Annotated in this window: 17 protein-coding genes, 3 tRNA genes and 1 pseudogene; 12 read left to right on the forward strand and 9 right to left on the reverse strand. The window is 66.4% G+C overall.

The genetic code is table 11. The features are described from left to right. Positions 1-64: 64 nt before the first annotated feature. From FHR70_RS21270 to htpX, 3 genes are all read right to left on the reverse strand, one after another. Positions 65-1,828, reverse strand: coding sequence for a heparinase II/III domain-containing protein (locus tag FHR70_RS21270; protein ID WP_183453997.1), 1,764 nt, complete (start codon positions 1,826-1,828; stop codon positions 65-67). Positions 1,829-1,973: 145 nt separating this feature from the next. Further along, positions 1,974-3,236: an RsmB/NOP family class I SAM-dependent RNA methyltransferase gene (locus FHR70_RS21275; RefSeq protein ID WP_183454039.1), complete on the reverse strand. Its 1,263-nt coding sequence runs from the start codon at positions 3,234-3,236 to the stop codon at positions 1,974-1,976. Positions 3,237-3,290: 54 nt separating this feature from the next. Continuing rightward, on the reverse strand, positions 3,291-4,226 hold the full coding sequence (htpX, locus tag FHR70_RS21280; protein ID WP_183453999.1) for a zinc metalloprotease HtpX: 936 nt from the start codon (positions 4,224-4,226) through the stop codon (positions 3,291-3,293). Positions 4,227-4,330: 104 nt separating this feature from the next. Between htpX and FHR70_RS21285 the strand changes: the two genes are divergently transcribed. The 4 genes from FHR70_RS21285 (at position 4,331) to FHR70_RS21300 (ending at position 7,408) form a co-directional block, all read left to right on the forward strand. Further along, positions 4,331-4,561 (forward strand): DUF1674 domain-containing protein, encoded by a 231-nt coding sequence (locus tag FHR70_RS21285; protein WP_183454001.1) that lies wholly within the window; start codon positions 4,331-4,333, stop codon positions 4,559-4,561. 83 nt (positions 4,562-4,644) lie between these two features. Continuing rightward, the gene (locus FHR70_RS21290) at positions 4,645-5,106 is read left to right on the forward strand and encodes a carboxymuconolactone decarboxylase family protein (protein ID WP_183454003.1); all 462 of its coding nucleotides are present in this window, start codon (positions 4,645-4,647) and stop codon (positions 5,104-5,106) included. Further along, complete coding sequence (locus tag FHR70_RS21295) at positions 5,093-5,971, forward strand: RNA polymerase sigma factor SigJ (protein ID WP_183454005.1); 879 nt, start codon at positions 5,093-5,095, stop codon at positions 5,969-5,971. Before FHR70_RS21290 ends, FHR70_RS21295 begins: the two co-directional genes overlap by 14 nt. Positions 5,972-6,097: 126 nt before the next feature. After that, positions 6,098-7,408, forward strand: a complete 1,311-nt coding sequence (locus FHR70_RS21300; protein ID WP_183454007.1) for a class I SAM-dependent methyltransferase — start codon at positions 6,098-6,100, stop codon at positions 7,406-7,408. A 155-nt stretch (positions 7,409-7,563) separates the two neighbouring features. Here the strand turns inward: FHR70_RS21300 and FHR70_RS21305 are convergent, their stop codons facing one another. Together FHR70_RS21305 and acs are read right to left on the reverse strand one after the other, a co-directional pair. Then, positions 7,564-8,058: a L,D-transpeptidase gene (locus tag FHR70_RS21305; RefSeq protein ID WP_183454009.1), complete on the reverse strand. Its 495-nt coding sequence runs from the start codon at positions 8,056-8,058 to the stop codon at positions 7,564-7,566. Between the two features lie 325 nt (positions 8,059-8,383). Then, entirely contained in the window at positions 8,384-10,342 is a 1,959-nt protein-coding gene (acs, locus tag FHR70_RS21310) for an acetate--CoA ligase (protein WP_183454011.1), read from the reverse strand. 179 nt (positions 10,343-10,521) lie between these two features. Between acs and FHR70_RS21315 the strand changes: the two genes are divergently transcribed. After that, positions 10,522-11,160: a hypothetical protein gene (locus FHR70_RS21315; protein ID WP_183454013.1), complete on the forward strand. Its 639-nt coding sequence runs from the start codon at positions 10,522-10,524 to the stop codon at positions 11,158-11,160. A gap of 28 nt (positions 11,161-11,188) precedes the next feature. On the opposite strand, the gene FHR70_RS21320 is transcribed toward FHR70_RS21315, so the two are convergent. The 3 genes from FHR70_RS21320 to tsaD form a co-directional block, all read right to left on the reverse strand. Further along, positions 11,189-11,602 carry an EVE domain-containing protein gene (locus tag FHR70_RS21320; protein ID WP_183454015.1) on the reverse strand — a complete coding sequence of 138 codons (414 nt, stop codon included), beginning with the start codon at positions 11,600-11,602 and terminating at the stop codon, positions 11,189-11,191. Positions 11,603-11,620: 18 nt separating this feature from the next. After that, entirely contained in the window at positions 11,621-12,616 is a 996-nt protein-coding gene (locus tag FHR70_RS21325) for an NAD(P)H-dependent glycerol-3-phosphate dehydrogenase (RefSeq protein WP_183454017.1), read from the reverse strand. 171 nt (positions 12,617-12,787) lie between these two features. Then, positions 12,788-13,843: a tRNA (adenosine(37)-N6)-threonylcarbamoyltransferase complex transferase subunit TsaD gene (gene tsaD, locus FHR70_RS21330; RefSeq protein ID WP_183454019.1), complete on the reverse strand. Its 1,056-nt coding sequence runs from the start codon at positions 13,841-13,843 to the stop codon at positions 12,788-12,790. Between the two features lie 122 nt (positions 13,844-13,965). Between tsaD and hemC the strand changes: the two genes are divergently transcribed. The 7 genes from hemC (at position 13,966) to FHR70_RS21365 (ending at position 19,497) form a co-directional block, all read left to right on the forward strand. Then, positions 13,966-14,907 (forward strand): hydroxymethylbilane synthase, encoded by a 942-nt coding sequence (hemC, locus tag FHR70_RS21335; RefSeq protein ID WP_183454021.1) that lies wholly within the window; start codon positions 13,966-13,968, stop codon positions 14,905-14,907. Beyond that, complete coding sequence (locus tag FHR70_RS21340; protein WP_183454023.1) at positions 14,907-15,602, forward strand: uroporphyrinogen-III synthase; 696 nt, start codon at positions 14,907-14,909, stop codon at positions 15,600-15,602. Before hemC ends, FHR70_RS21340 begins: the two co-directional genes overlap by 1 nt. A 226-nt stretch (positions 15,603-15,828) precedes the next feature. After that, the gene (locus tag FHR70_RS21345) at positions 15,829-17,499 is read left to right on the forward strand and encodes a hypothetical protein (protein WP_183454025.1); all 1,671 of its coding nucleotides are present in this window, start codon (positions 15,829-15,831) and stop codon (positions 17,497-17,499) included. Between the two features lie 18 nt (positions 17,500-17,517). Then, entirely contained in the window at positions 17,518-19,107 is a 1,590-nt protein-coding gene (locus FHR70_RS21350) for a heme biosynthesis protein HemY (RefSeq protein WP_183454027.1), read from the forward strand. Between the two features lie 82 nt (positions 19,108-19,189). Beyond that, a tRNA-Thr gene (locus FHR70_RS21355) sits at positions 19,190-19,265 on the forward strand. Between the two features lie 49 nt (positions 19,266-19,314). Next, positions 19,315-19,390, forward strand: a tRNA-Ala gene (locus FHR70_RS21360). Positions 19,391-19,422: 32 nt separating this feature from the next. After that, a tRNA-Gly gene (locus FHR70_RS21365) sits at positions 19,423-19,497 on the forward strand. Positions 19,498-19,987: 490 nt separating this feature from the next. Here the strand turns inward: FHR70_RS21365 and FHR70_RS21370 are convergent. Continuing rightward, positions 19,988-20,269 (reverse strand): annotated as a pseudogene (locus tag FHR70_RS21370) (methyl-accepting chemotaxis protein); the annotation flags it as partial.

Below are 20,269 nucleotides of genomic sequence, written 5' to 3' on the forward strand. Positions count from 1 at the left end.
CCAGAAAGGCTCCAAGCAGACCCTGGATCACAAGCTCGATTGCCGTGGGAACCCTGATCCGCATTCAAATCAGCTCCGCCTGCTCCTGCGGCTGGTTCGGCTCGAATGTGCGCGCCAAGCGCTCGAAGCGCCAGCGCACGGATGGGGTTTCGCCGGGGCGGACCGTCAGCACGATCTGCTCCGTGCGGCGCAGGCCGTCGGCGGTGGCGAGGAACACGCTGTCCTCGACCTCCGCCGCGATGGGAACGGCCGAGAACTGCCAGGCCTCGCGGTTGGGCAGCACCAGCATCACCACGCGGCCGCCCTGCGCGACGCTCGCCTTGATGCCGGGCGCGAGATGGAAGCGGATGATGGCTTGGGCGCTGCCGGAATGACCGGTTTGGCCGCCCTCGCTCCAGAAGTTGTCCTCGCCTTCGAGCACGTTGCCCTTGGGCGCGAGCTGCCAGCGCCGCTCGTGGGTGAGGCCGAAGCGCGCCTTGTAGCCGTCGTGGCTGGCGGCGAGAAGCTGCGCGTGCTCGCGCTCGCTGCGCTCCGCAATCACCCGCTCCGGCCCGCGGAGGACAACCGGGCCGATGCGGCGCAGAAGCCAGGCGGACATGCGGCGCTGGAGCCAGCCGCCCTTCTTGTCGACGATCTGGCACGACGAGACATCGTTGATCGAGGCGGTGGAATGCGCCGCCGTCGAGCGCGACGCCTGGATGATCGGATCGGCGGCGATCTGCGGCATGCCGCAATTGACCACGATGCGCTGCGCGGCGCTGGAGAACTCGAACGACAGGCAGCCGGCGGCCGCTTCCTGCGACAGGGACCGCGGCGGCGGCGCGCCCACATCGGCAATGAGCAGCGTGCGTCCGGCCTCCAGGCGCTCGTAGCCGGAATGGGGCGCGTGGTGGATCGGCTGGCTGCGCATGTCGTCATAGGTGAGCAGCGTCGCGAGATGATCGGCGGCCGTCACGCCCATGCCGTTGAAATGCGACAGCGTGCCGTCACCATGCCGGAACAGGCGCACCATGGGCAGCATGCGGTCGACCGAGTGCAGCAGCGCCTCGGGCGTGTCGACCTCGCGGCTGGCGAACATCTGGCGCAGAGGCAGAAGATCGAACAGCAGCTCGACGACGATGCGCGGGTTGCGGCTCGCATGCCCGCCATCGGCCAGGATCTGCCGGTCGAGCTCGCGGGCAAGCAGGCGGCTCGCGCGGCGCAAGGAGCGGTCGAGGCCTTCGCAGCACAGGCCCGCATAGCAGAGCGCAATCGCCGCCATGAGCTGCTGGTAGGGCAGGGCGCCGGCGCGGACCTGACGCTCCAGGATGCGCACATGCTGCCCGATGATTTTCAGGAAGCGCTGGTAGAAGGCGTGGTCGGCCCCTTCCAGGATCAGCGGCGACTGGCTGATGAAGGACATGAGCCGGCGCGCCGTGATTTCGGTGCTGCAGGCAATCCGCCTGTCGCCGAGCTTGGATGTGACGAACTCGTCCACCAGCGAGCGGGCATTGGCCTGGGCGAGCGCGGTGCCGGCGGCGCGCAGGTGGCGCAGCCAGCCGAAGCCGTAGAGCGCCTCGCCCCAGGCGCGGCTCGGCGGCGTGAACGCGAAGGGCGAGCGCCCGCCCGTGGTGATGGCGCGACCCGAGAAGGCGAAGAAGCCGGAATAGATGTCGGTCGCGACCGTGGGATCGGCGGTGCGCAGGTCCTGCGGGGCGAAGAGCAGCCGCGTGGGCACGGGCGCGCTGGAGAGCCGGGACAGGCTCCAGACCATGCTTTCACGCGTGGCACGGCCTGCCTCACGAAGGCAAAGCCTGTACAGACGCCAGCGATCCGGCCCGAAATCCACCCGTGGCGCTCCTCTTGTTTGCTTAAATCTCAGCCAACTTAGGTGAGGAGTTCCTGCTGACCGGTTAACAACCGGTAAGGGACGATTCACTATGGTCACGGTCCTTTGTGCACAAACCGTGCGACAAAGAATCCGTCGAGGATGGTCACGGTCCTTTGTGCACAAACCGTGCGACAAAGAATCCGTCGAGGCCGGAGCGGTCGTGCTCTGCAAGAACCTGCTGGCTCGGCAGGGTCCGTAGGTCCCCCTCCGGGGTGATGCATTCGCTCCAGCCGCCGATTTCGTCCGGCGTGACGGGCACGCGGGTGAACGCCGGATGACGCGCCAGGAATTCGGCAGCCTGCCTCTCGCCTTCCTCGGCTTCGAGCGAGCAGGTGCAATAGACGAGCCGTCCGCCGGGCTTGAGGAGGCCTGCCGCCTTGTCGAGGAGACGGCTCTGGAGGCCTGACAGCTTGCGGATGTCCTCCGCGGCTTTCGTCCAGGCCACGTCCGGGTGACGGCGGATGGTGCCGGTGGCCGAGCAGGGGGCATCGAGCAGGATGGCGTCGAAGGGCCCGGCCTCGAGCTTTTCCGCATCGATGGCACGGGTCTCGGCCCTCAGGTTCAGGCGGGCGAGGTTTTCCTCCAGGCGCTGAAGCCGCTTGGCCGAGCGGTCGACGGCGAGGACCTCGGCGCCGGCGGCGGCCAGCTGGGCGGTCTTGCCGCCGGGCGCGGCGCAGAGATCCGCGATGTGCTCGCCGGGTTTTGCCTGAAGCAGGCGGGCCGGCAGGGCGGCGGCGGCATCCTGCACCCACCATTCACCGGCCTCGAAGCCGGGCAGCTCGCGGATGGCGGTGCGCTCCTTGAGGCGGATGCTGCCGGTGGGCAGGAGAACGCCGCCCAAGCGCTCGGCCCAGGCTTCGGGGTTGTCCTTGACGGTCAGGTCGACCGACGCCATGGCGCGATGCGCCTCGGCAATCCTCGTCGCCCGCTCCTCGCCGTATTGCCCGATCCAGCGTTCCTCCAGCCAGGTGGGCGTGTCGAGCCAGGGGTCGCTCTCAGAAAGAATCGCTTCGCGCTCGCGGGCGACCCGGCGCAGGACGGCGTTGATGAAGCCGCCCGCGTGATGGAGCTTGGGGTCGCTTTGCGCCAGCTCAACGGCACTGTCGACGGCGGCATGGTCGGGCACATCGAGAAACAGGATCTGCGCCGCCCCGGTGGCGAGCAGATGCATCAGGCGCTCGTCCTTGGGCGGCTTGTTGAGCCGCTTCCTCAAGGCGTGTCCGAGGGTGCCAAGGCGCCGGAAGGTCACGATGGCGATGGCACGCGCCAGCGCCTCGTCGCGGGCGGAGAGGTTTTCCGCGCGGGCGAGTTCCTCCATCACGTCGTCGAGGGGCACGCGCCGCTTCAGGGTCTCGGTCACGGCCATCCAGGCAAGGCGGCGGGGCCCGAGGCCCGTTTGTTCGTCCGACTGACTCAAAATCTATCCCCAAGGCCCGCGGCGGGTGCCGGTCGAGCCGCCCATAGAGCCCCAGGGGCTCGCTGAACTCTGCTGAAAGAAGCCGCTTTGCGGCGTGGAGCCCATCTCCTGCGCCAAAGCGTGGAGCGCGGCAATCCGGTTTTCCGTCGCGGGATGGGTGGAGAACAGGTTGTCCACGCCCTGGCCCGAGAGCGGGTTGATGATGAAGAGCGGGGCGGTGGCGGGCCGGCGCTCCGCATCGGGGTTGGGAATCTGCGCCACGCCGCCGGCGATGCGGGCGAGCGCCGAGGCGAGTGAGAGCGGCTGACCGCAGATCTGCGCGCCCATCCGGTCGGCGTCGTATTCGCGCGAGCGGCTGATCGCCATCTGGATAATCATGGCGGCGAGCGGCGCCAGAAGCGCGGTGCCGATCATCACGATGGGGTTCGGCCGGTTCTCGCCGCGCCCGCCGAACAGAAAGCCGAACTGGGCCAATGTCGCGATGGCACCGGCAATGGTGGCGCTGACCGTCATGATCAGCGTGTCGCGGTTCTTGATATGGGCGAGCTCGTGCGCCATCACGCCCGCCACCTCGTCATGAGAGAGCATGTGGAGAAGGCCCGTGGTGGCGGCCACCGCGGCGTTCTCCGGATTGCGCCCGGTGGCGAAGGCATTGGGCTGCGGATTGTCGATCAGATAGACCCGCGGCATCGGCAGGTTTGCGCGCTGCGCGAGATCGCGCACCATATGGACGAGCTCGGGCGCCGTGCGCTCGTCCACCTCGACGGCATGATGGGCGGCGAGCGCCAGCCGGTCCGAGTTCCAGTAGGCGAAGAGGTTGGTGGCCAAGCCTAGACCTAACGCAATCATCATGCCGGTGCCGCCACCCAGGAAATAGCCGACGACGCCGAACAGGGCCATGAGGCCAGCGAGCAGCATTCCGGTCTTGACGGTGTTCATCGGGGTCTCCACCTCGTGGTCAACACGAAATCTTCCTTCGATCCCTATGTGGGAATGGTCCAGCTCCCTCCCAAGAGGAGGGTGATTCTGGCATAAGGCATTTCATGAGCACGAACGACAACACCTCCCCAGATCGTCCCATCGAAGGCGCTGCCCCCGGCAAGGCCCTCTCCCCCGCCGCCCAAAGGGCTCTCGAAGAAGCGGCCCAGCGCCGCCTCGAGATCGATGCCCGCGCGGCCGAGATCGCCAAGCAGAAAGAACTCCAGGGCCGCGGCGGCCTGGAGCCCGTCCGCTACGAGGATTGGGAAGTGAAGGGCTTGGCGAGCGACTTTTAGAATATTTTTCGGGTCTCATGTCACATCCGGCATCACCGTCTCGTCTTAGCATCGTCAGCAACACGACAATGAGGACCAAGACGATGAAAGCCCGGTTGATTCCCTTCCAAGTCGCTCCCGGCTCCTTGAAGCCGATGATCGAGCTCGAAAAGACCCTCAAGAACAGCGGTCTGGAGCACAGCCTGCTGGAGCTGGTGAAAACCCGCGCCTCGCAGATCAACGGCTGCGCCTATTGCATCCACATGCACACCAAGGATGCCCGCGCCAGCGGCGAGACCGAAGAGCGGCTCTACCTTCTCAGCGCCTGGCGCGAATCGCCGCTCTACAGCGACCGCGAGCGGGCGGCGCTCGCCTGGACCGAAGCCCTGACGCTCGTGGCCGAGACCCATGCTCCCGATGAGGATTACGCGGAACTTAAGCGGCACTTCACCCCTGAAGAGCAGGTCAACCTGACCCTGATGATCGGCGCGATCAACACCTGGAACCGGCTGGCCATCGGCTTCCGGTCCATCCATCCGGTCGAGGCCAGCCGTGCGGTCGCCTGACGGCGATGCCGCGGACCGGTTCCAGCCCCTCAGGCCGGGGCTGGTCCGCCTCGCCTACCGCATGCTCGGCTCCGTCGCGGAGGCCGAGGATGTGGTGCAGGAGGCCTATATCCGCTGGCACCAGACGGACCGCTCGGCCGTCCGCGAGCCGGGCGCCTTCCTGTCGAAGACCGTCACGCGCCTGTGCCTCGACATCCTGAAATCGGCCAGGGTGAAGCGCGAGACCTATATTGGCCCCTGGCTGCCCGAGCCGGTTCTGGACATGGACCAGGAGGAGGGCAGGGCCGAGGACCTGTCACTGACGCTGATGATGGCGCTGGAACGGCTGTCGCCCCTGGAGCGCGCGGCCTTTCTGCTGCACGACGTGTTCGGGCTCGGTTTCGACGAAATTGCTGCGACCCTCGACCGGGATCCCGCCGCCTGCCGCCAGCTTGCGGCGCGCGCCCGCAGGAACGTGCGGGCCGAGCGGCCTCGCTATGCCATCGACCGGGAGGAGGGCGAGCGCATGAGCGATGCGTTCTTCGCCGCCTCGCGCGGCGGCGACCTGACGGCTTTGCGCAATCTCCTGGCGGAGAACGTCGTGGCTCAGACGGATGGCGGTGGCATCAGGAATGCGGCCCTCAATCCGCTCTTCGGCTTCCGCAGGGTCGCCGGCCTGTTTCTGGGCGTGGCGCGCAAGAGCGGGGGCCAGCTGCCGCCTGTTCTATACAAGGGCCTGATCAACGGGTTGCCCGGCTTCGTCACTCTCGAACAGGACGGCATGGTCCAGACCACGAGCCTCGACATCGAGGATGGCCGCATCGTCGGCGTCTATATCGTGCGCAATCCCGAAAAGCTCCGGCACCTGGCCGATCTGACGGACTGAAAAGAGCCGCAAGGAGCGCCCAGCCCCTCCGTTCAGAGAGGGAAAACATCCACGTCATATGGATGCCGCGACGTTGCGGAACGGCATCGCCGGTTCTAGCCTGCTGCTGACGCAGGGAAGGGCAGCATGGGCGGGACGGCACGGCTGGAGCTTTTTCGGGAGCTGTTGAGCGACGCGCATCGCGCGCTCGACCTGCAGTTCGGCTTTGAGTTGTGGGACGGCTCGATGATCCCGGCGGACCTGCCGTCCTACGCTATGCGCCTCGTGATCCGGCGCGAGAGCGTGATCGCGGCCCTTCTGCGCCGGCCCAACCTCGACACGATGCTCAACGCCTATGTGGCCGGCCTGCTCGACCTGAAGAACGGCACCATCTTCGACCTCGCCGACCAGCGCCCGCAGAAAGTCGGGCGTCGGCTGAAAGCGGTGAGCAAGGCCAAGGCCCTGAGGGCCGCCTATCATTTCCTGCGCGCCCCCGCCGACATGCCGCGCCCGCTGGCCCGCGTGGCGAAGAACCCCGATGCCCGCGACGGCAAGCCGTCCACGAACAAGGCCAACGTTGCCTATCATTACGACGTATCGAACGAGTTCTATCAACTCTTCCTCGACCCAGAGATGGTCTATACCTGCGCCTACTTCCAGCCGGACTGGCACGACGATATCGCCCGGGCGCAACGCGACAAGCTCGACATGATCTGCTGCAAGCTGCGGCTGAAGCCGGGTGAGCGCCTGCTCGACATCGGCTGCGGCTGGGGCGCCCTCATCTGCCATGCCGCGCAGCACTACGGCGTGAAGGCGACAGGCGTGACGCTGGCAGAAGAACAGGCGAAGCTCGCCCGCGAGAAGATCGCGGGGCTCGGGTTGCAAGACCGCGTCGAGGTGCTGCTGCAAGATTTCACCCAAATTGAGGGAGAGTTCGACAAGATCTCCTCCATCGGCATGTTCGAGCAGGTAGGGATCGCCAATTACCCGTCCTATTTCAGCGCCGTGCATCGCCTGCTGCGCCCGCGGGGCCTGTATCTCCACCACACCATCGCGCGCCGCGCCAAGAAGAGCGAGCGGGCGTTCCGCAAGCTCAAGCCGGAATACAAGGCGCTCACCCGCTACATCTTCCCCGGCGGCGAACTCGATCATCTCGGCATGTCGGTCTCCAACCTGGAACGCTACGGCTTCGAGGTGCACGACGTGGAGGCCTGGCGCGAGCATTACCAGCGGACGACGAGACTCTGGTGGGAGAATCTCAACGCCCGCCGCAAGGAGGCGGAAACTCTGGTCGGGCCGGAGAAAACGCGCATGTGGCTGCTCTACCTCGCGGGCTGCTCGCTCGCCTTCGAGCGCGGGGCGGTGGGCGTGAACCAGACGCTTGCCTCCAAACGCACCCGCGGGGCATCAGGCCTGCCGCCGACGCGGGCGGATTTGTATGAGCCGCATTCATCATAAAACTCTCACCTCATCCTGAGGAGCCGCTGCAAGCGGCGTCTCGAAGGAGGCTCCAGTGCTCTCTGGAAGCTCCTTCGAGACGGATTGCTCACGCAATCCTCCTCAGGATGAGGTCGCGATGGTGAAAGGACGACGCCTCGAACAGTCTTCTCGGTTTACGGCACCACCACCACCCGCGTGCCCACGTTCACCTGATCGTAGAGATCCACGATATCCTCGTTGAGCATGCGGATGCAGCCGTAGGACGCGTAGGTGCCGATGGAGGCAGGGCGGTTGGTGCCGTGGATGGCGTATTCATCGAGGTTGAGGGTCAGCGCCCGTGCGCCCATGGGATTGTTCGGCGCGCCGCCGGGGATCACGTCGGGCAGGCGCGGGTTGTCGCGCTTCACCTCCGCAGGCGGCGACCAGGCTGGGCGCACATACTTGCCGTCGATCCGCGCCTCGCCGAACCATTGCTTGCCGGGCTTGCCCACGGCCACCCGGTAGCGAAGGGCCGTGCCGTCGCCGCGCACGTAATAAAGCCGCCGCTCACCCGTCTTGATCACGATGGTGCCGGGCGACACGCCGGCCTGGAACGGCACGACCTCGCGGGCGGATGCTGCTGTGGTGATGGCGATGCCGATGATGGCGGTGGCGGCCAGGATGCGCATGTCTCGAACCCTCCTGCGGAAAACAGTGAAGGTGAGACGCGAGAGATAAGGCTACGGTTCCTAGGATGGCGAAAACATCATCGCTGTCATCCCCGGCGAGCGTAGCGAGGGAAGGGGATACACTTCTACGCTCAGCGCTATGGATTCCCTTCCCCTCCGCTGCGCTCCGGCCGGGAATGACACCTCTCGTCCTGACACTCTCTCACGTCATCCCTGGGCTTGTTCCGGGGATCCATGTCTTGCAACGCTGCTGTTCTCAAGACGTGGATGGCCGGGACGAGCCCGGCCATGACGAGGAGTTTTGGAATGAGGTTTTAGGTCTTAATCACGCTGCCTGCGTGCGCTTGTTCTGCCTGTTCGTGATGAGATCATCGACCACGCCGGGATCGGCGAGCGTCGAGGTGTCGCCGAGCGAGCCGAACTCGTCCTCGGCGATCTTGCGCAGGATGCGGCGCATGATCTTGCCCGAGCGCGTCTTCGGCAGGCCCGGCGCGAACTGGATCAGGTCGGGCGACGCGATGGGGCCGATCTCCTTGCGCACCCAGGCCACCAGCTCCTTGCGCAGCTCCTCCGAGGGCTCTTCGCCCGCCATCAGGGTCACGTAGGCGTAGATGCCCTGGCCCTTGATGTCGTGCGGATAGCCCACGACGGCCGCTTCCGACACCTTCGGATGCGCCACGAGCGCCGACTCGACTTCCGCCGTGCCCATGCGGTGGCCGGACACGTTGATCACGTCGTCCACGCGGCCGGTGATCCAGTAATAGCCGTCCGCATCCCGCCGGCAGCCGTCGCCGGTGAAATACTTGCCCGGATAGGTGGAGAAGTAGGTCTGCACGAAGCGCTCGTGGTCGCCGTAGACCGTGCGCATCTGGCCGGGCCAGGAATCGGCGATCACGAGATTGCCCTCGGCCGCGCCTTCCAGCACGTTGCCTTCCGCATCCACCACCTGCGGCTTCACGCCGAAGAAGGGTTTTGTGGCGGAACCGGGTTTCAGCTTGGTGGCGCCGGGCAGCGGCGAGATCAGGATGCCGCCGGTTTCCGTCTGCCACCAGGTGTCCACGATGGGGCAGCGGCTGTCGCCCACCACGCGGTGATACCATTCCCAGGCTTCCGGATTGATCGGTTCGCCCACGGAGCCGAGCAGGCGCAGCGACTTGCGCGACGTTTTCTTCACCGGCTCCTCACCCGCCTGCATGAGCGAGCGGATGGCGGTCGGTGCGGTGTAGAAGATGTTGACCCCGTGCTTGTCGATCACCTCCCAGAAACGGGAGATCGACGGATAGGTGGGCACGCCCTCGAACATCAGCGTGGTGGCGCCGTTCGCCAGCGGTCCGTAGAGGATGTAGGAATGGCCCGTCACCCAGCCCACGTCGGCCGTGCACCAGTAGATGTCGCCATCGTGGTAGTCGAACACGTATTGATGCGTCATCGCCGCATGGACGAGATAGCCGCCCGTGGTGTGCAGCACGCCCTTCGGGGTGCCGGTCGAGCCCGAGGTGTAGAGGATGAACAGAGGATCCTCGGCGTTCATCTCCTCGTAGGGGCACTCGTCGGAAACGAGCTCCGCCGCCTCGTCGTAATAGACGTCGCGGCCCGGCAGCATGTTCACGGCCGAGCCCGTGCGGCGCACCACCAGCACGTGATCGACCACGCCCGCGCCGACGCGCTCGAGCGCCGCGTCCACGTTGACTTTGAGCGGCACTTTTCGGCCGCCGCGCAGGCCCTCGTCGGCCGTGACGATGAAGGCGGATTTCGCATCCTGGATGCGGCTGGCGAGCGAATCGGGCGAGAAGCCGCCGAACACCACCGAGTGGATGGCGCCGAGCCGCGCGCAGGCCAGCATGGCGTAAGCCGCTTCCGGAATCATCGGCATGTAGATCGTGACGCGGTCGCCCTTGGCGACGCCGCGGTTGCGCATGATGTTGGCCATGCGGTTCACTTCCGCGGCGAGCTCGCGGTAGGTGATCTTTTTCGACTCGGACGGATCGTCGCCTTCCCAGATGATGGCCACCTGATCGCCCCGGGTGTGGAGGTGCCGGTCGACGCAGTTATAGGCCACGTTGGTGACCCCGTCCTCGAACCAGCGGATCGCCACGTTGTCGGGGCCGAAATTGGTGTTCTTGATCCGGGTCGGCGCCTTGAACCAGTGGATGCGCTTGGCTTCCTCGCCCCAGAAGGCCTCCGGGTCCTTGATGGACGCCTCGTACTTGGCCCGGTAGCCCGCCTCGTCCAGATAGGCGCGGTGGGTCCACTCGGACGGCACGTCGTAGATCTTCTCTTCCATGGCGCTTCTCCCAGACGCTTGCGGGATAAATTTAGCGCTAGATGTACGGAAAGAGCCAGGGGTGGGGCAAGCGGGGCCGGGATCGGACTTTGGTCGCTGGTCATTTTGGGGAAGGGATGGATTGCAGGATAAAGAATGTTACATGTTATAAACAAACATGCATTTTGAGTTTGAGCACGATGGAAGACCTATTCTCGGTTAAGCTCACCGAAACCGAAGTAGCGCGAGCGAAATCGGCGAGTAGAAAATTCGCTCTGCTTGCGCTTCTGATGTTCTGCGCAGTTCCGGTGTCTTTTTTCATTTCGCTGGTCTTGAGAGGGAAGGTAAGCAGCTTCAACCCAATCGTTGACGCTTATCTTATGCCGGCGCTTTACAATCTTAATCCGAATTTATGGCGTTTCATCAATTATGGCTTTACGACAAATTTGCGCTATGGCGCCGAGTATTTGCTGATCGGATGGAGTGCATCCGTCCTGATTGGCGCCGTCACGGCCTTCGTAGCTGTGTCTGTGGTTCGGAAAATCGACTTGGGCTACTTCATCTTCAATTCGCAGGAGCAAAAGCGCCGGCTCATCCACGGATTAGGATACGAGTTCCTGATATTGCTCTTTTGTTTGGGACTCGCGGCCTTTTGCCTATTCATCACGCACGAAGGAGATTTTGTCGCTCACTATCGACGCAATGGCAGAAAATGGGAGCTTATTTATGTCTGGATCCCAATTGCATACCCGATAGTTGTTTTGTTTTTACTGATATCAGCAATCCAAATGAAGAAAATGTACCTTCTAGTAAGGCAGCGTTTAAAGCGAAATTACTAGATATCTAGGTTGTCCTTCGGATGATGACTTAGAGCCCGCCCATCCGGCACACGATGGCCCATTCCTCGTCCGTCACCGGCTGCACCGACAGGCGGGAATTGTTGACCAGAATCATCTTCTCGAGCCCGGGCTCCTTCTTGATGTCGTCGAGGGTCACAGGCTTCGGAAAAGCCTTCACGGCCTTGATGTCCACCATGCCGAACTTGCCGGTCTCGTCCGTGTGGTCGGGGTAGTATTCGCGGGTCACCTCGACGATGCCGACCACAGCCTTGCCTTCGTTCGAGTGATAGAAGAATCCCTGCTCGCCCACCTTCATGGCCATCAGGTTCTGCTTGGCGACATGGTTGCGCACGCCGTTCCAGTGGGTGCCTTTCGCGCCTTCCGCGACCTGCTGGTCCCAGGACCAGACGGAGGGTTCGGACTTGTAGAGCCAGTGGGCCATGGTTCTTCGACTCGCTACTCAGTGTTCGGATTTGATCGGACGGTTCATCAGCGCATCGACCGCCTGGTCGAGAGTCCATGCGCCGGACAGGATCTGCTCGACGGCCTCGGCAATCGGCATGTCGATGTTTTTTGCGCGCGCCAGCGCCACGAGGGCGCTCGCGGTCGTCGCGCCTTCCACCAGCTTGCCGCCGGCGGCTTCCTCCACGCTGAGGCCCTGGCCGAGGCGCTGGCCGAAGGCGAAGTTGCGCGACTGCGCCGTGGAGCAGGTGAGCACCAGATCGCCGAGGCCGGAGAGGCCCATGAGGGTCTCGGGCTCTCCGTCATAGGCGCGGGCAAAACGCAGGAGTTCGGCGAAGCCACGGGCGATCAGCGCCGCCTTGGCGCTCTCGCCCAGCCCCCGGCCAGCCACGGCCCCGCAGGCGATGGCCAGCACGTTCTTGGCCGCGCCCCCAATCTCGACGCCGCGCACGTCGCCGCGATGATAGACGCGAAACGTCGGGCCGGAGAGAGCATTGGCCAACTCTTCGGCCAACCCCGCATCGCGGCAGGCCAGCGTCACGGCGGTGGGCAGGCCGCGGGCCACGTCATGGGCGAAGCTCGGACCCGACAGCACGGCCACGGGCGCGCCGGGGCGCTCCTCCTTGACCACGTCGCAGAGAAAAGCCCCGCTCCCACGCTCGATGCCCTTGGCGCAGAGCACCAGCGGCGCTGCCACGGGCAGAACGGAGGCAAGGGCTGCGGTCACCTCCCGCGTGGTCTGCGCAGGCGTGACGAGGAGAACGGCGCGGGACGCGGCAAGCTCGCTCAGATCGGCAGTCGGCGTGATGCGCTCGTGCAGTGCAATGCCCGGCAGGCAGCGCTCATTCGTGCGCGTGGCTGCCAGCGCATCTGCCTGCTCAGCCGAGCGCATCCACAGCACCACGTCGTTGCCCGCAGCGGCGGCCGCATTGGCGAGCGCCGTTCCCCAGGCGCCGGCGCCGGCAATGCCGATGGTTTGACTTGGTACCGTCATGAGAAGCATGCCTTGTCGGGATTTTCACCCTCTAACCTCATCCTGAGGAGGCGCGATAGCGCCGTCTCGAAGGAGGCTCCAGTGCTCTCTGGATGATCCTTCGAGACGCAGCTGCGCTGTTCCTCAGGATGAGGTGAGAGGTTGGTAGACCCGCTTCTCAGAAGCGTCATGTTAGGCCTTCGCTCCCGCCTCGTCGCGGCTGGTGTCGAGGGGCCAGCGGGCGCGGGCAGGCGCCCCGATGTCGTCGATGAGGCCGAGCCGCATGCGCTCGAGGCCCGCCCAGGCGATCATGGCGCCGTTGTCGCCGCACAGATTCACGGGCGGCGCCACGAGCTTGAGCCCGGCTTCGACCGCGAGCCGCTGCAGGCCCTGGCGCATGCCTTGGTTCGCCGCGACGCCGCCCGCCACCACGAGGGCCGCCGGATGGCCGGCGATCTCCCGGAAGGCGCGCAGGCCCACGCGGGTGCGGTCCACCACCACGTCCACGATGGCGGCCTGGAAGCTGGCGCAGAGATCCGCGATGTCGCTGGCGGTGAGCGGCGCGATCTTTTCCGCTTCGATCCTGACCGCCGTTTTGAGGCCCGACAGCGAAAAGTTCGGCTCCTTCCGGCCCTGCATCGGGCGCGGGAAGGCGAAGCGCTCAGGGTTCCCTTTCGCGGCCTCGCGCTCCACATGCGGGCCGCCGGGATAGGGCAGCCCCAGCATCTTGGCGACCTTGTCGAAGGCCTCGCCGATGGCGTCGTCGATGGTGGTGCCGAGGCGCACGTAATCGCCGACGCCGCGCACCGCCACGAGCTGGGTGTGGCCGCCGGAGGCGAGCAGCAGCAAGTACGGGAAGCCGATACCATCGGTGAGCCGCGCGGTGAGCGCATGCGCTTCGAGATGGTTCACCGCCATCAGGGGTTTGCGGGTCACGAGCGCGATGGCTTTGGCCGTGGTGAGCCCCACCAGCACGCCGCCGATGAGGCCGGGGCCAGCCGCCACCGCGATGCCGTCGATGTCCTTCACCGTGCAGTTCGCGGTCTTGAGGGCACGGGCGATCAGGCGGTCGATCACCTCCACATGGGCGCGCGCCGCGATCTCCGGCACCACGCCGCCATAGCGGGCGTGCTCGGCGATCTGACTCAGCACCTCGTTGGACAGGATTTCGCCCCGCCCGTCGAAGCCGACGCCGACCACGGCGGCCGCGGTCTCGTCGCAGGTGGTCTCGATGCCTAGAATGCGCATGGTCGATGGCTGCTCGATTTAAGGTGTTGTCCGGGGTTTCGGCCCGGCGCTCCTCCCCCTATAGTCCGCCGCGCCGCACAAGATCAAACGCAGATCGTTCAAGACAGGAGTTCACGGCAGGAATGGCCTCTTCACCCACCCTGGTCATCGGTACGCGAGGCAGCCCCCTGGCGCTCGCACAGGCCCACGAGACGCAAGACAGGCTGGTCGCCGCCCATGGCTCGACCGGGGATGGCTGGACCGTGGAGCACCTGCCCCTGTCGATCATCAAGACCACGGGCGATGCCATTCAGGACCGGCCGCTCTCGGAGGCCGGCGGCAAGGGGCTCTTCACCAAGGAGCTCGACATCGCGCTGCTGGAAGGCTCCATCGATCTCGCGGTCCATTCGGCCAAGGACCTGCCGACGACCCTGCCGGAGGGCATCGTGATCGCCGGCTTCCTGCCGCGCGAAGACGTGCGCGACGCCTTCATCAGCCACCGCTTCAAGAGCATCCGAGATCTGCCGCAGGGCGCGGTCGTGGGCTCGGCCTCGTTGAGGCGCCAGGCTCAGATCCGGCGCCTGCGGCCGGATCTCCAGGTCACGCTCCTGCGCGGTAACGTGCAGACCCGTCTGGCGAAACTCGAACGCGGCGAGGTCGATGCGACGCTCCTCGCCATGGCGGGCCTGCGCCGCCTCGGGCTCACCGACCATGTGACCACGACTCTGGAAACGGACGACTTTTTGCCCGCCGTCGGGCAGGGGGCCATCGCCATCGCGATCCGGGCCGAGGACGAGCGGGTGCGCGCGGCGCTTCAAGCCATTCTCGACATACCGACCGCCCAGGCGCTTGCGGCCGAGCGGGCTTTTCTGACCATCCTCGACGGCTCCTGCCGCACGCCCATCGCGGGTCACGCGCGGCTCATCGGCGGCGAACTCGAGTTCCGCGGCCTCGTGCTGCGCCCCGACGGCTCGGAGAGCTTGGAGGCCGTGCGCCGCGGCTCGCCGGATGATGCGGTGGCGCTTGGGCGCGATGCCGGCAGCGAGCTACGCGCCAGCATGCCGCCCGACTTCCTCAAAGCCTGATGCGGTTCCTCGTCACCCGCTCCCCCGAGGACGCTGCGCGCACGGCGGAGAAGCTCATCGCCCGCGGCCACGAGGCATGTATCGCTCCTGTCACTCGGATCCTGCCGACCGGCGATCCGATGCCCTCGGAGCCTTACGATGCCCTGATCGTCACCAGTGCCCATGCGGAGGCGGCCTTGGCGGCTCTCGACCGATTGAAGCCGGTCTTCGCCGTGGGCGAGCGCACCGCTGAGCCGCTCCGCGCAGCAGGCTTTTCCGACATCACCGTGGCGGAGGGCGATGCGGTCTCCCTGGTGCGGCTGATTCGCGGCACCTTGGCGCCCGGCCCGACCCTGCTCCACGTGACGGCGCGCCATCACAAGGAGGAGCCGGCCCTGTCCCTGCGGGCTGCCGGCTTCACGATCCTGCAATGGGAAGCATACGAAGCCCAGGCCGTCGAGAGGCTGCCGGACAGCGCCGCCGCGGCCCTGCGCTCTGGCCAAATCGGCGCCGCGCTCCATTATTCCCGAAGGAGCGCGGATCTCGTCATCCGGCTGGCCGGGGAGGCAGGTCTGGCATCGAGACTTCTGGGCTTTCCCCATCTCTGCCTGTCGGCCGACGTGGCCGCGCCGTTACGATCGGCAGGCGCCGCCACCCTGGTTGCGGAGGAGCCATCGGAAGAAGCGCTGCTGAGGCTTCTCGACAGGGTCCCATGACCTTCGCCGTGGCTTCGGCTACGATCCCCGCCGGGGATCTTCGTCATGAGGAGAGAATCATGGTCCCACGGGTCCGCCGTTCCTGGACGATTACCTCTTGGACAATCACCGGCTCTTGAGGGAACGAAATTCTGCGCCCAAGCTTGCCTCAATTGCCTATCACACTGCCCTTTTGAAGACCTCGCCCCAGAGAAATCTTTCCCTGGCGACCCTGCAAGAGAGACCCGTGACCGATTCATCTGATCCCCGACGCTCGAAATCCTCCCGCAAGAAGCCCTCGCGTGAGCCGGCCACCATCGACCTGAAGGCCTTCGTGATCGACGACGGTAGCGCTCGGCCCGACCCCGCGGCCGCTGCTCCGGAAGCCGCCGGCGAGAGCACTCTTAGGCAGGAGACCCTTGGGCAGGACACCATTGGGCAGGGCACTGTCGGCGAGGAGACCCCGGCGGCTGATTCGGGAACAGGCGCGCAGGCAGACGAGACCATCGCCAGCGGCAGCGAACCCCCGGCCGAGGATGTGGTCGCATCCCCGGAGGCCACGCTTGATTCGGGCGTGGGCACCGATACGCTCCCCTCGGAGGTCTCCCTCGAGCAAATGGCAGGGCAGGATACCTCTTCAAGCGGCACCCCCTTCCAGGAATCTTCCGGGGAATCTTCCAGTTCGGAAACGCGCGCAGACCCCGTACCTCCACCGCCTGCTCCCGAGCGCCGCAGCTCCGCCGGAGCCCTGATCGGATCCGGTCTTCTCGGCGGCCTCGTCGGCGCAGGTCTCGTCTATGGACTGCAGACCTGGCAGGGGGCTTCTCCCGCCCAGGACGATCCCCGGATCGCCCAGCTCGAGCAGCGCGTGAATGCGCTGCGCCAGCAGCCGCCGCCCGCCGGCCAGCCGCAGGGTGGCACCCAGGCCCTGGAAGAGCGGATCCAGGCGCTCGAGACCGCCAGGGGCGAACTCGACCAGCGGCTTCAGGGAATCCAGGACACGGCCCAGAAGGCGGTGTCTCAGGCCCAGGAGGCCCTGAACCGTCCCGCGCCGGAGGCGGCTCAGCCTCAGGCTGCTCCCGAGACCGAGGCGGCGCTCGCCGATCTCTCCACCCGCCTCGGGGCGCTCGACGAGCAGCTGCGGGCGAATGCCCAGAACGCCACGAACGCGGCGAATGCCTCGCAGGAACTCGACCGCCGTCTGGCAGACCTCGATCGCCGCTTCGGCGAGCGTGAGCAGCGCTTCCAGGACACCGACCGGCGCCTCGCCGATCTCGACCGCCAGCTGACCGAAAGCAACAGGCGCTTTGCCGACGCGGACCGTCGCTTTGGCGAGCAGGAGCAGCGCCTCGCCGCCCTGTCCCAGCAGGCGGCCGAGAACACGAAGAATGCCGCAACGGCAAGCCAGACCGGCACCCGTGTGGTGCTGGCAGGACGTCTGAACGACGCCCTGCAGAGCGGTACGCCCTATGCCGAGGTGCTCGACGGCGTGAAGAAGGCCGGTACCGATCCGGGGCGGGTGGCACCTCTCGAGCCTTTCGCCCAGGAGGGCGCCCCGACCCCGGCGGAACTTGCCCGGAGCTTCGAGCCGGTCGAGACGGCGATCCTGCGCGAGAGCCGCGGCCCGGCCGAGGGCTGGACCGACCGCATCCTGCGCATGGCCGACAGGGTGGTGACGGTCAGGCCCGTGAGCGAACCGGGCGGCAGCGGCGTTTCCGCCCTCGTCACCCGCATCAGGCAGGCCCTCGAGCGCGGCGACGTGGTGGAGGCGGCGGCCGCCTGGGATGCCCTGCCGGAGCCGTCGCGACGGCAATCCGAGGACTGGGGCCGGCAGGTCAAAGCCGTCGCCGAGGCGCATCGGGCGGCTCAAGCCATCAGCACGGATGCCCTCGCCACCCTCAACCGTACGACGCAGTAAGAAAAGGATCAGCCCAGCATGTGGCGCGCTTTAGTCTTCATCGGTCTCCTCTGCGTCGCGGCCTTCGGCGCGGTCTGGCTGGCCGACCGGCCGGGCACGGTTCTGATCACCTTCGCTGGCTACGAAATCCAGATGTCGGTCGCGGTCGCCGCTATCGCGCTCGTGGCCCTCGCGCTCTTCCTGGCGCTGCTCTGGTCCCTGGTGTCCGGCCTCCTGCATCTGCCCTCCCGCCTGACCTTCGCGTCGCGGGCGCGCCGCCGCTCCCGGGGCTACCAGGCCATTTCCCGCGGCATGGTGGCCGTGGGGGCGGGCGACACCATCGCGGCCCGGCGCTATGCCAACGAGGCCGAGCGTCTGCTCGGCCGCGAGCCCCTGACGCTGCTGCTCAAGGCCCAGGCGGCCCAGGTCTCCGGCAACCGCGAGGCGGCCGAGGCCGCCTTCAGCCAGATGATGGAGGAGGACGAGACCCGGGTGCTCGGCCTGCGCGGCCTCTTCGTCGAGGCGCGGCGCCGGGGCGACACGGGAGCCGCTCAGCAATACGCCTCGGAGGCGGTGCGTCTGGCGCCTGCCGCCGCCTGGGCGAGCGATGCGGTTCTCGAGGCGCGCTGCGCCGATCACGACTGGCGCGGGGCCCTGGAGGCGGTCGAGCGGCGGGCCTCCCTCGGTCTTCTGAACAAGGCCACGGCCAAGCGCCATCGGGCCGTCCTGCTCACGGCCGATGCCCTGGAGCGGGTCGATCACGATCCCGATGGGGCCCTCAGAAGCGCCCAGGACGCAGTGAAGCTCGCGCCTGATCTCGTGCCGGCCGCCGCAATGGCCGGTCGCCTCCTGTCGCGCAAAGGCGATCTGCGTAAAAGTGCCAAGGTGGTGGAAGCGGCTTGGCGCGGCCTGCCGCATCCTGATCTGGCAGACGTCTATCTCAACCTGCGCCCGGGCGATTCCGGGCTCGACCGGTTGAAGCGCGCCGATACCCTCATGAGACTCTCCGGCGGCGCGCCGGAAGGGCGGCTCGCTGTGGCCCGCGCGGCTCTCGAGGCGCGCGAGTTCGCCCGCGCCCGCGAGGCCCTGGAGCCGCTGCTGCAGGAGAGGCCGAGCATGCGGGTCTGCCTGCTGATGTCCGACCTGGAGCAGGCCGAGCACGGCTCCACGGGCCGGGGCCGCGAATGGCTCGCCCGCGCCACCCGCGCGCCGCGGGATCCGGCCTGGATCGCCGACGGGGTCGTGTCCGATCACTGGCTGCCGATCTCGCCCGTCACCGGTCGCCTCGATGCCTTCGTCTGGCAGGCGCCGCCGGAGGTGCTGGTCGCTCCCGAACTGAACCTGCACGACGATGTGACGGCGGATCTCGATGATGCGCCGAAGCCATTGCCTGTCGTGCTGGCACCTGAGCCTGTCCCCGAGCCTGCTGCCCCGAGCGAGCCGCCCCTTGAGCCGAATGAGGACGTTCTGAAGAGCGAACTGATGGCGGCTTTGAATTCCGAGGAGCCCGTGAAAGGAGAAGCGCCCCTGCCGCCACCGGAGCCCGTGGTCTTCCCGGCCACGCCTCCGGACGTCCCGAAGCCGAAGGAAGAGGCGGTCGCGCGCCGCAGCGTTTTTTCGGTCTGGTAAGGCCATTCCCGCCTTGCCTGCCCTTGCCAAGCGCCGGACGAGGGGGTAAGAGGGCGGCCTCTCGGATCGCAACATTTGCGATGCCGCAATAGCTCAGCTGGTAGAGCACCTCATTCGTAATGAGGGGGTCGGGGGTTCGAATCCCTCTTGCGGCACCATTCCCATCCTTGGCGGTAAGCATCGCTGGAGATCGGGAAGGAAGGGCAGGGGGCCATAGCTCAGCTGGGAGAGCGCTTGCATGGCATGCAAGAGGTCGGCGGTTCGATCCCGCCTGGCTCCACCATCCTGCCGAAGTTGAGTGATGAGACGGAGCGTGCGGGTGTAGCTCAGGGGTAGAGCACAACCTTGCCAAGGTTGGGGTCGAGGGTTCGAATCCCTTCGCCCGCTCCATTTCCTTCGAACGAGGAAATCCATCGACAAGGCGCCTTCGGGCGCCTTTCGTGTTTTTCAGGCCCGTCCATGCAAACGGGCCCCTCTCTATGAGACAGGGGCCCGCGGTGACTCGAGGTCACACGTCATCGACGTTCATCCGGGTAAACCGGTCAATTCTTCGAAAATGTCGAGCCGAAGATGCCTCGACGCTCAACGCATGATCGTGGAGGGAGCCTTCAGCCCAGGCGAAATCGCGATGCGAGCCTCCATCCGTTCAGGCCGGGGCGGGTGCCCGGCTCATCGGTTTGCAGGATCGGCGCCTGTCAGGAACCCGCAAGGGCATGATGCCGATCCGCGCTTGTCGACGGGTGATCCTTGAGGAGTGTGATCGCGACCCGTCAGGAGCAAAAAGCACTGGCGGCACGCTTGTTTCAGCGTGGCGGCAAAGAAAAAGACCCGGCTAAACGTTGCCGGGCCTTTTTGTTTCTTTCAGACAGCAGGTGGTGCCTCAAGCGGCTTTGACGCCTTGGAGGAATTCGGAGACCTCGCGGGAGAGGTCGGAGGAGTGGCGCGAGAGCTCCTGGGCGGCGCCCAGCACCTGCGAGGCGGCCGAGGTGGTCTCGCCGGCGCCCTGCTGCACGTCCACGATGCTGCCGGTCACGGCCTCGGTGCCGCGCGCCGCCTCCTGCACGTTGCGGGCGATCTCGGCCGTGGCCGCGCCCTGCTCCTCCATGGCGGCGGCAATCGAGGTCGAGATCTGGCTCATCTCGGTGATCGTGCGGGCGATCTC

Source organism: Microvirga lupini (assembly GCF_014191055.1).
GTDB classification, from domain to species: Bacteria; Pseudomonadota; Alphaproteobacteria; order Rhizobiales; family Beijerinckiaceae; genus Microvirga; species Microvirga lupini_A.

Coding starts and splice junctions, on each gene's coding strand:
- tsaD (WP_183454019.1), bottom strand. CDS start 13,843: ATGCGCATTCTAGGCATCGAGACCACCTGCGACGAGACCGCGGCCGCC.
- htpX (WP_183453999.1), bottom strand. CDS start 4,226: ATGAACACCGTCAAGACCGGAATGCTGCTCGCTGGCCTCATGGCCCTG.
- FHR70_RS21320 (WP_183454015.1), bottom strand. CDS start 11,602: ATGGCCCACTGGCTCTACAAGTCCGAACCCTCCGTCTGGTCCTGGGAC.
- FHR70_RS21290 (WP_183454003.1), top strand. CDS start 4,645: ATGAAAGCCCGGTTGATTCCCTTCCAAGTCGCTCCCGGCTCCTTGAAG.
- FHR70_RS21325 (WP_183454017.1), bottom strand. CDS start 12,616: ATGACGGTACCAAGTCAAACCATCGGCATTGCCGGCGCCGGCGCCTGG.
- FHR70_RS21305 (WP_183454009.1), bottom strand. CDS start 8,058: ATGCGCATCCTGGCCGCCACCGCCATCATCGGCATCGCCATCACCACA.
- FHR70_RS21275 (WP_183454039.1), bottom strand. CDS start 3,236: ATGGCCGTGACCGAGACCCTGAAGCGGCGCGTGCCCCTCGACGACGTG.
- hemC (WP_183454021.1), top strand. CDS start 13,966: ATGGCCTCTTCACCCACCCTGGTCATCGGTACGCGAGGCAGCCCCCTG.
- acs (WP_183454011.1), bottom strand. CDS start 10,342: ATGGAAGAGAAGATCTACGACGTGCCGTCCGAGTGGACCCACCGCGCC.
- FHR70_RS21285 (WP_183454001.1), top strand. CDS start 4,331: ATGAGCACGAACGACAACACCTCCCCAGATCGTCCCATCGAAGGCGCT.
- FHR70_RS21340 (WP_183454023.1), top strand. CDS start 14,907: ATGCGGTTCCTCGTCACCCGCTCCCCCGAGGACGCTGCGCGCACGGCG.
- FHR70_RS21350 (WP_183454027.1), top strand. CDS start 17,518: ATGTGGCGCGCTTTAGTCTTCATCGGTCTCCTCTGCGTCGCGGCCTTC.
- FHR70_RS21300 (WP_183454007.1), top strand. CDS start 6,098: ATGGGCGGGACGGCACGGCTGGAGCTTTTTCGGGAGCTGTTGAGCGAC.
- FHR70_RS21315 (WP_183454013.1), top strand. CDS start 10,522: ATGGAAGACCTATTCTCGGTTAAGCTCACCGAAACCGAAGTAGCGCGA.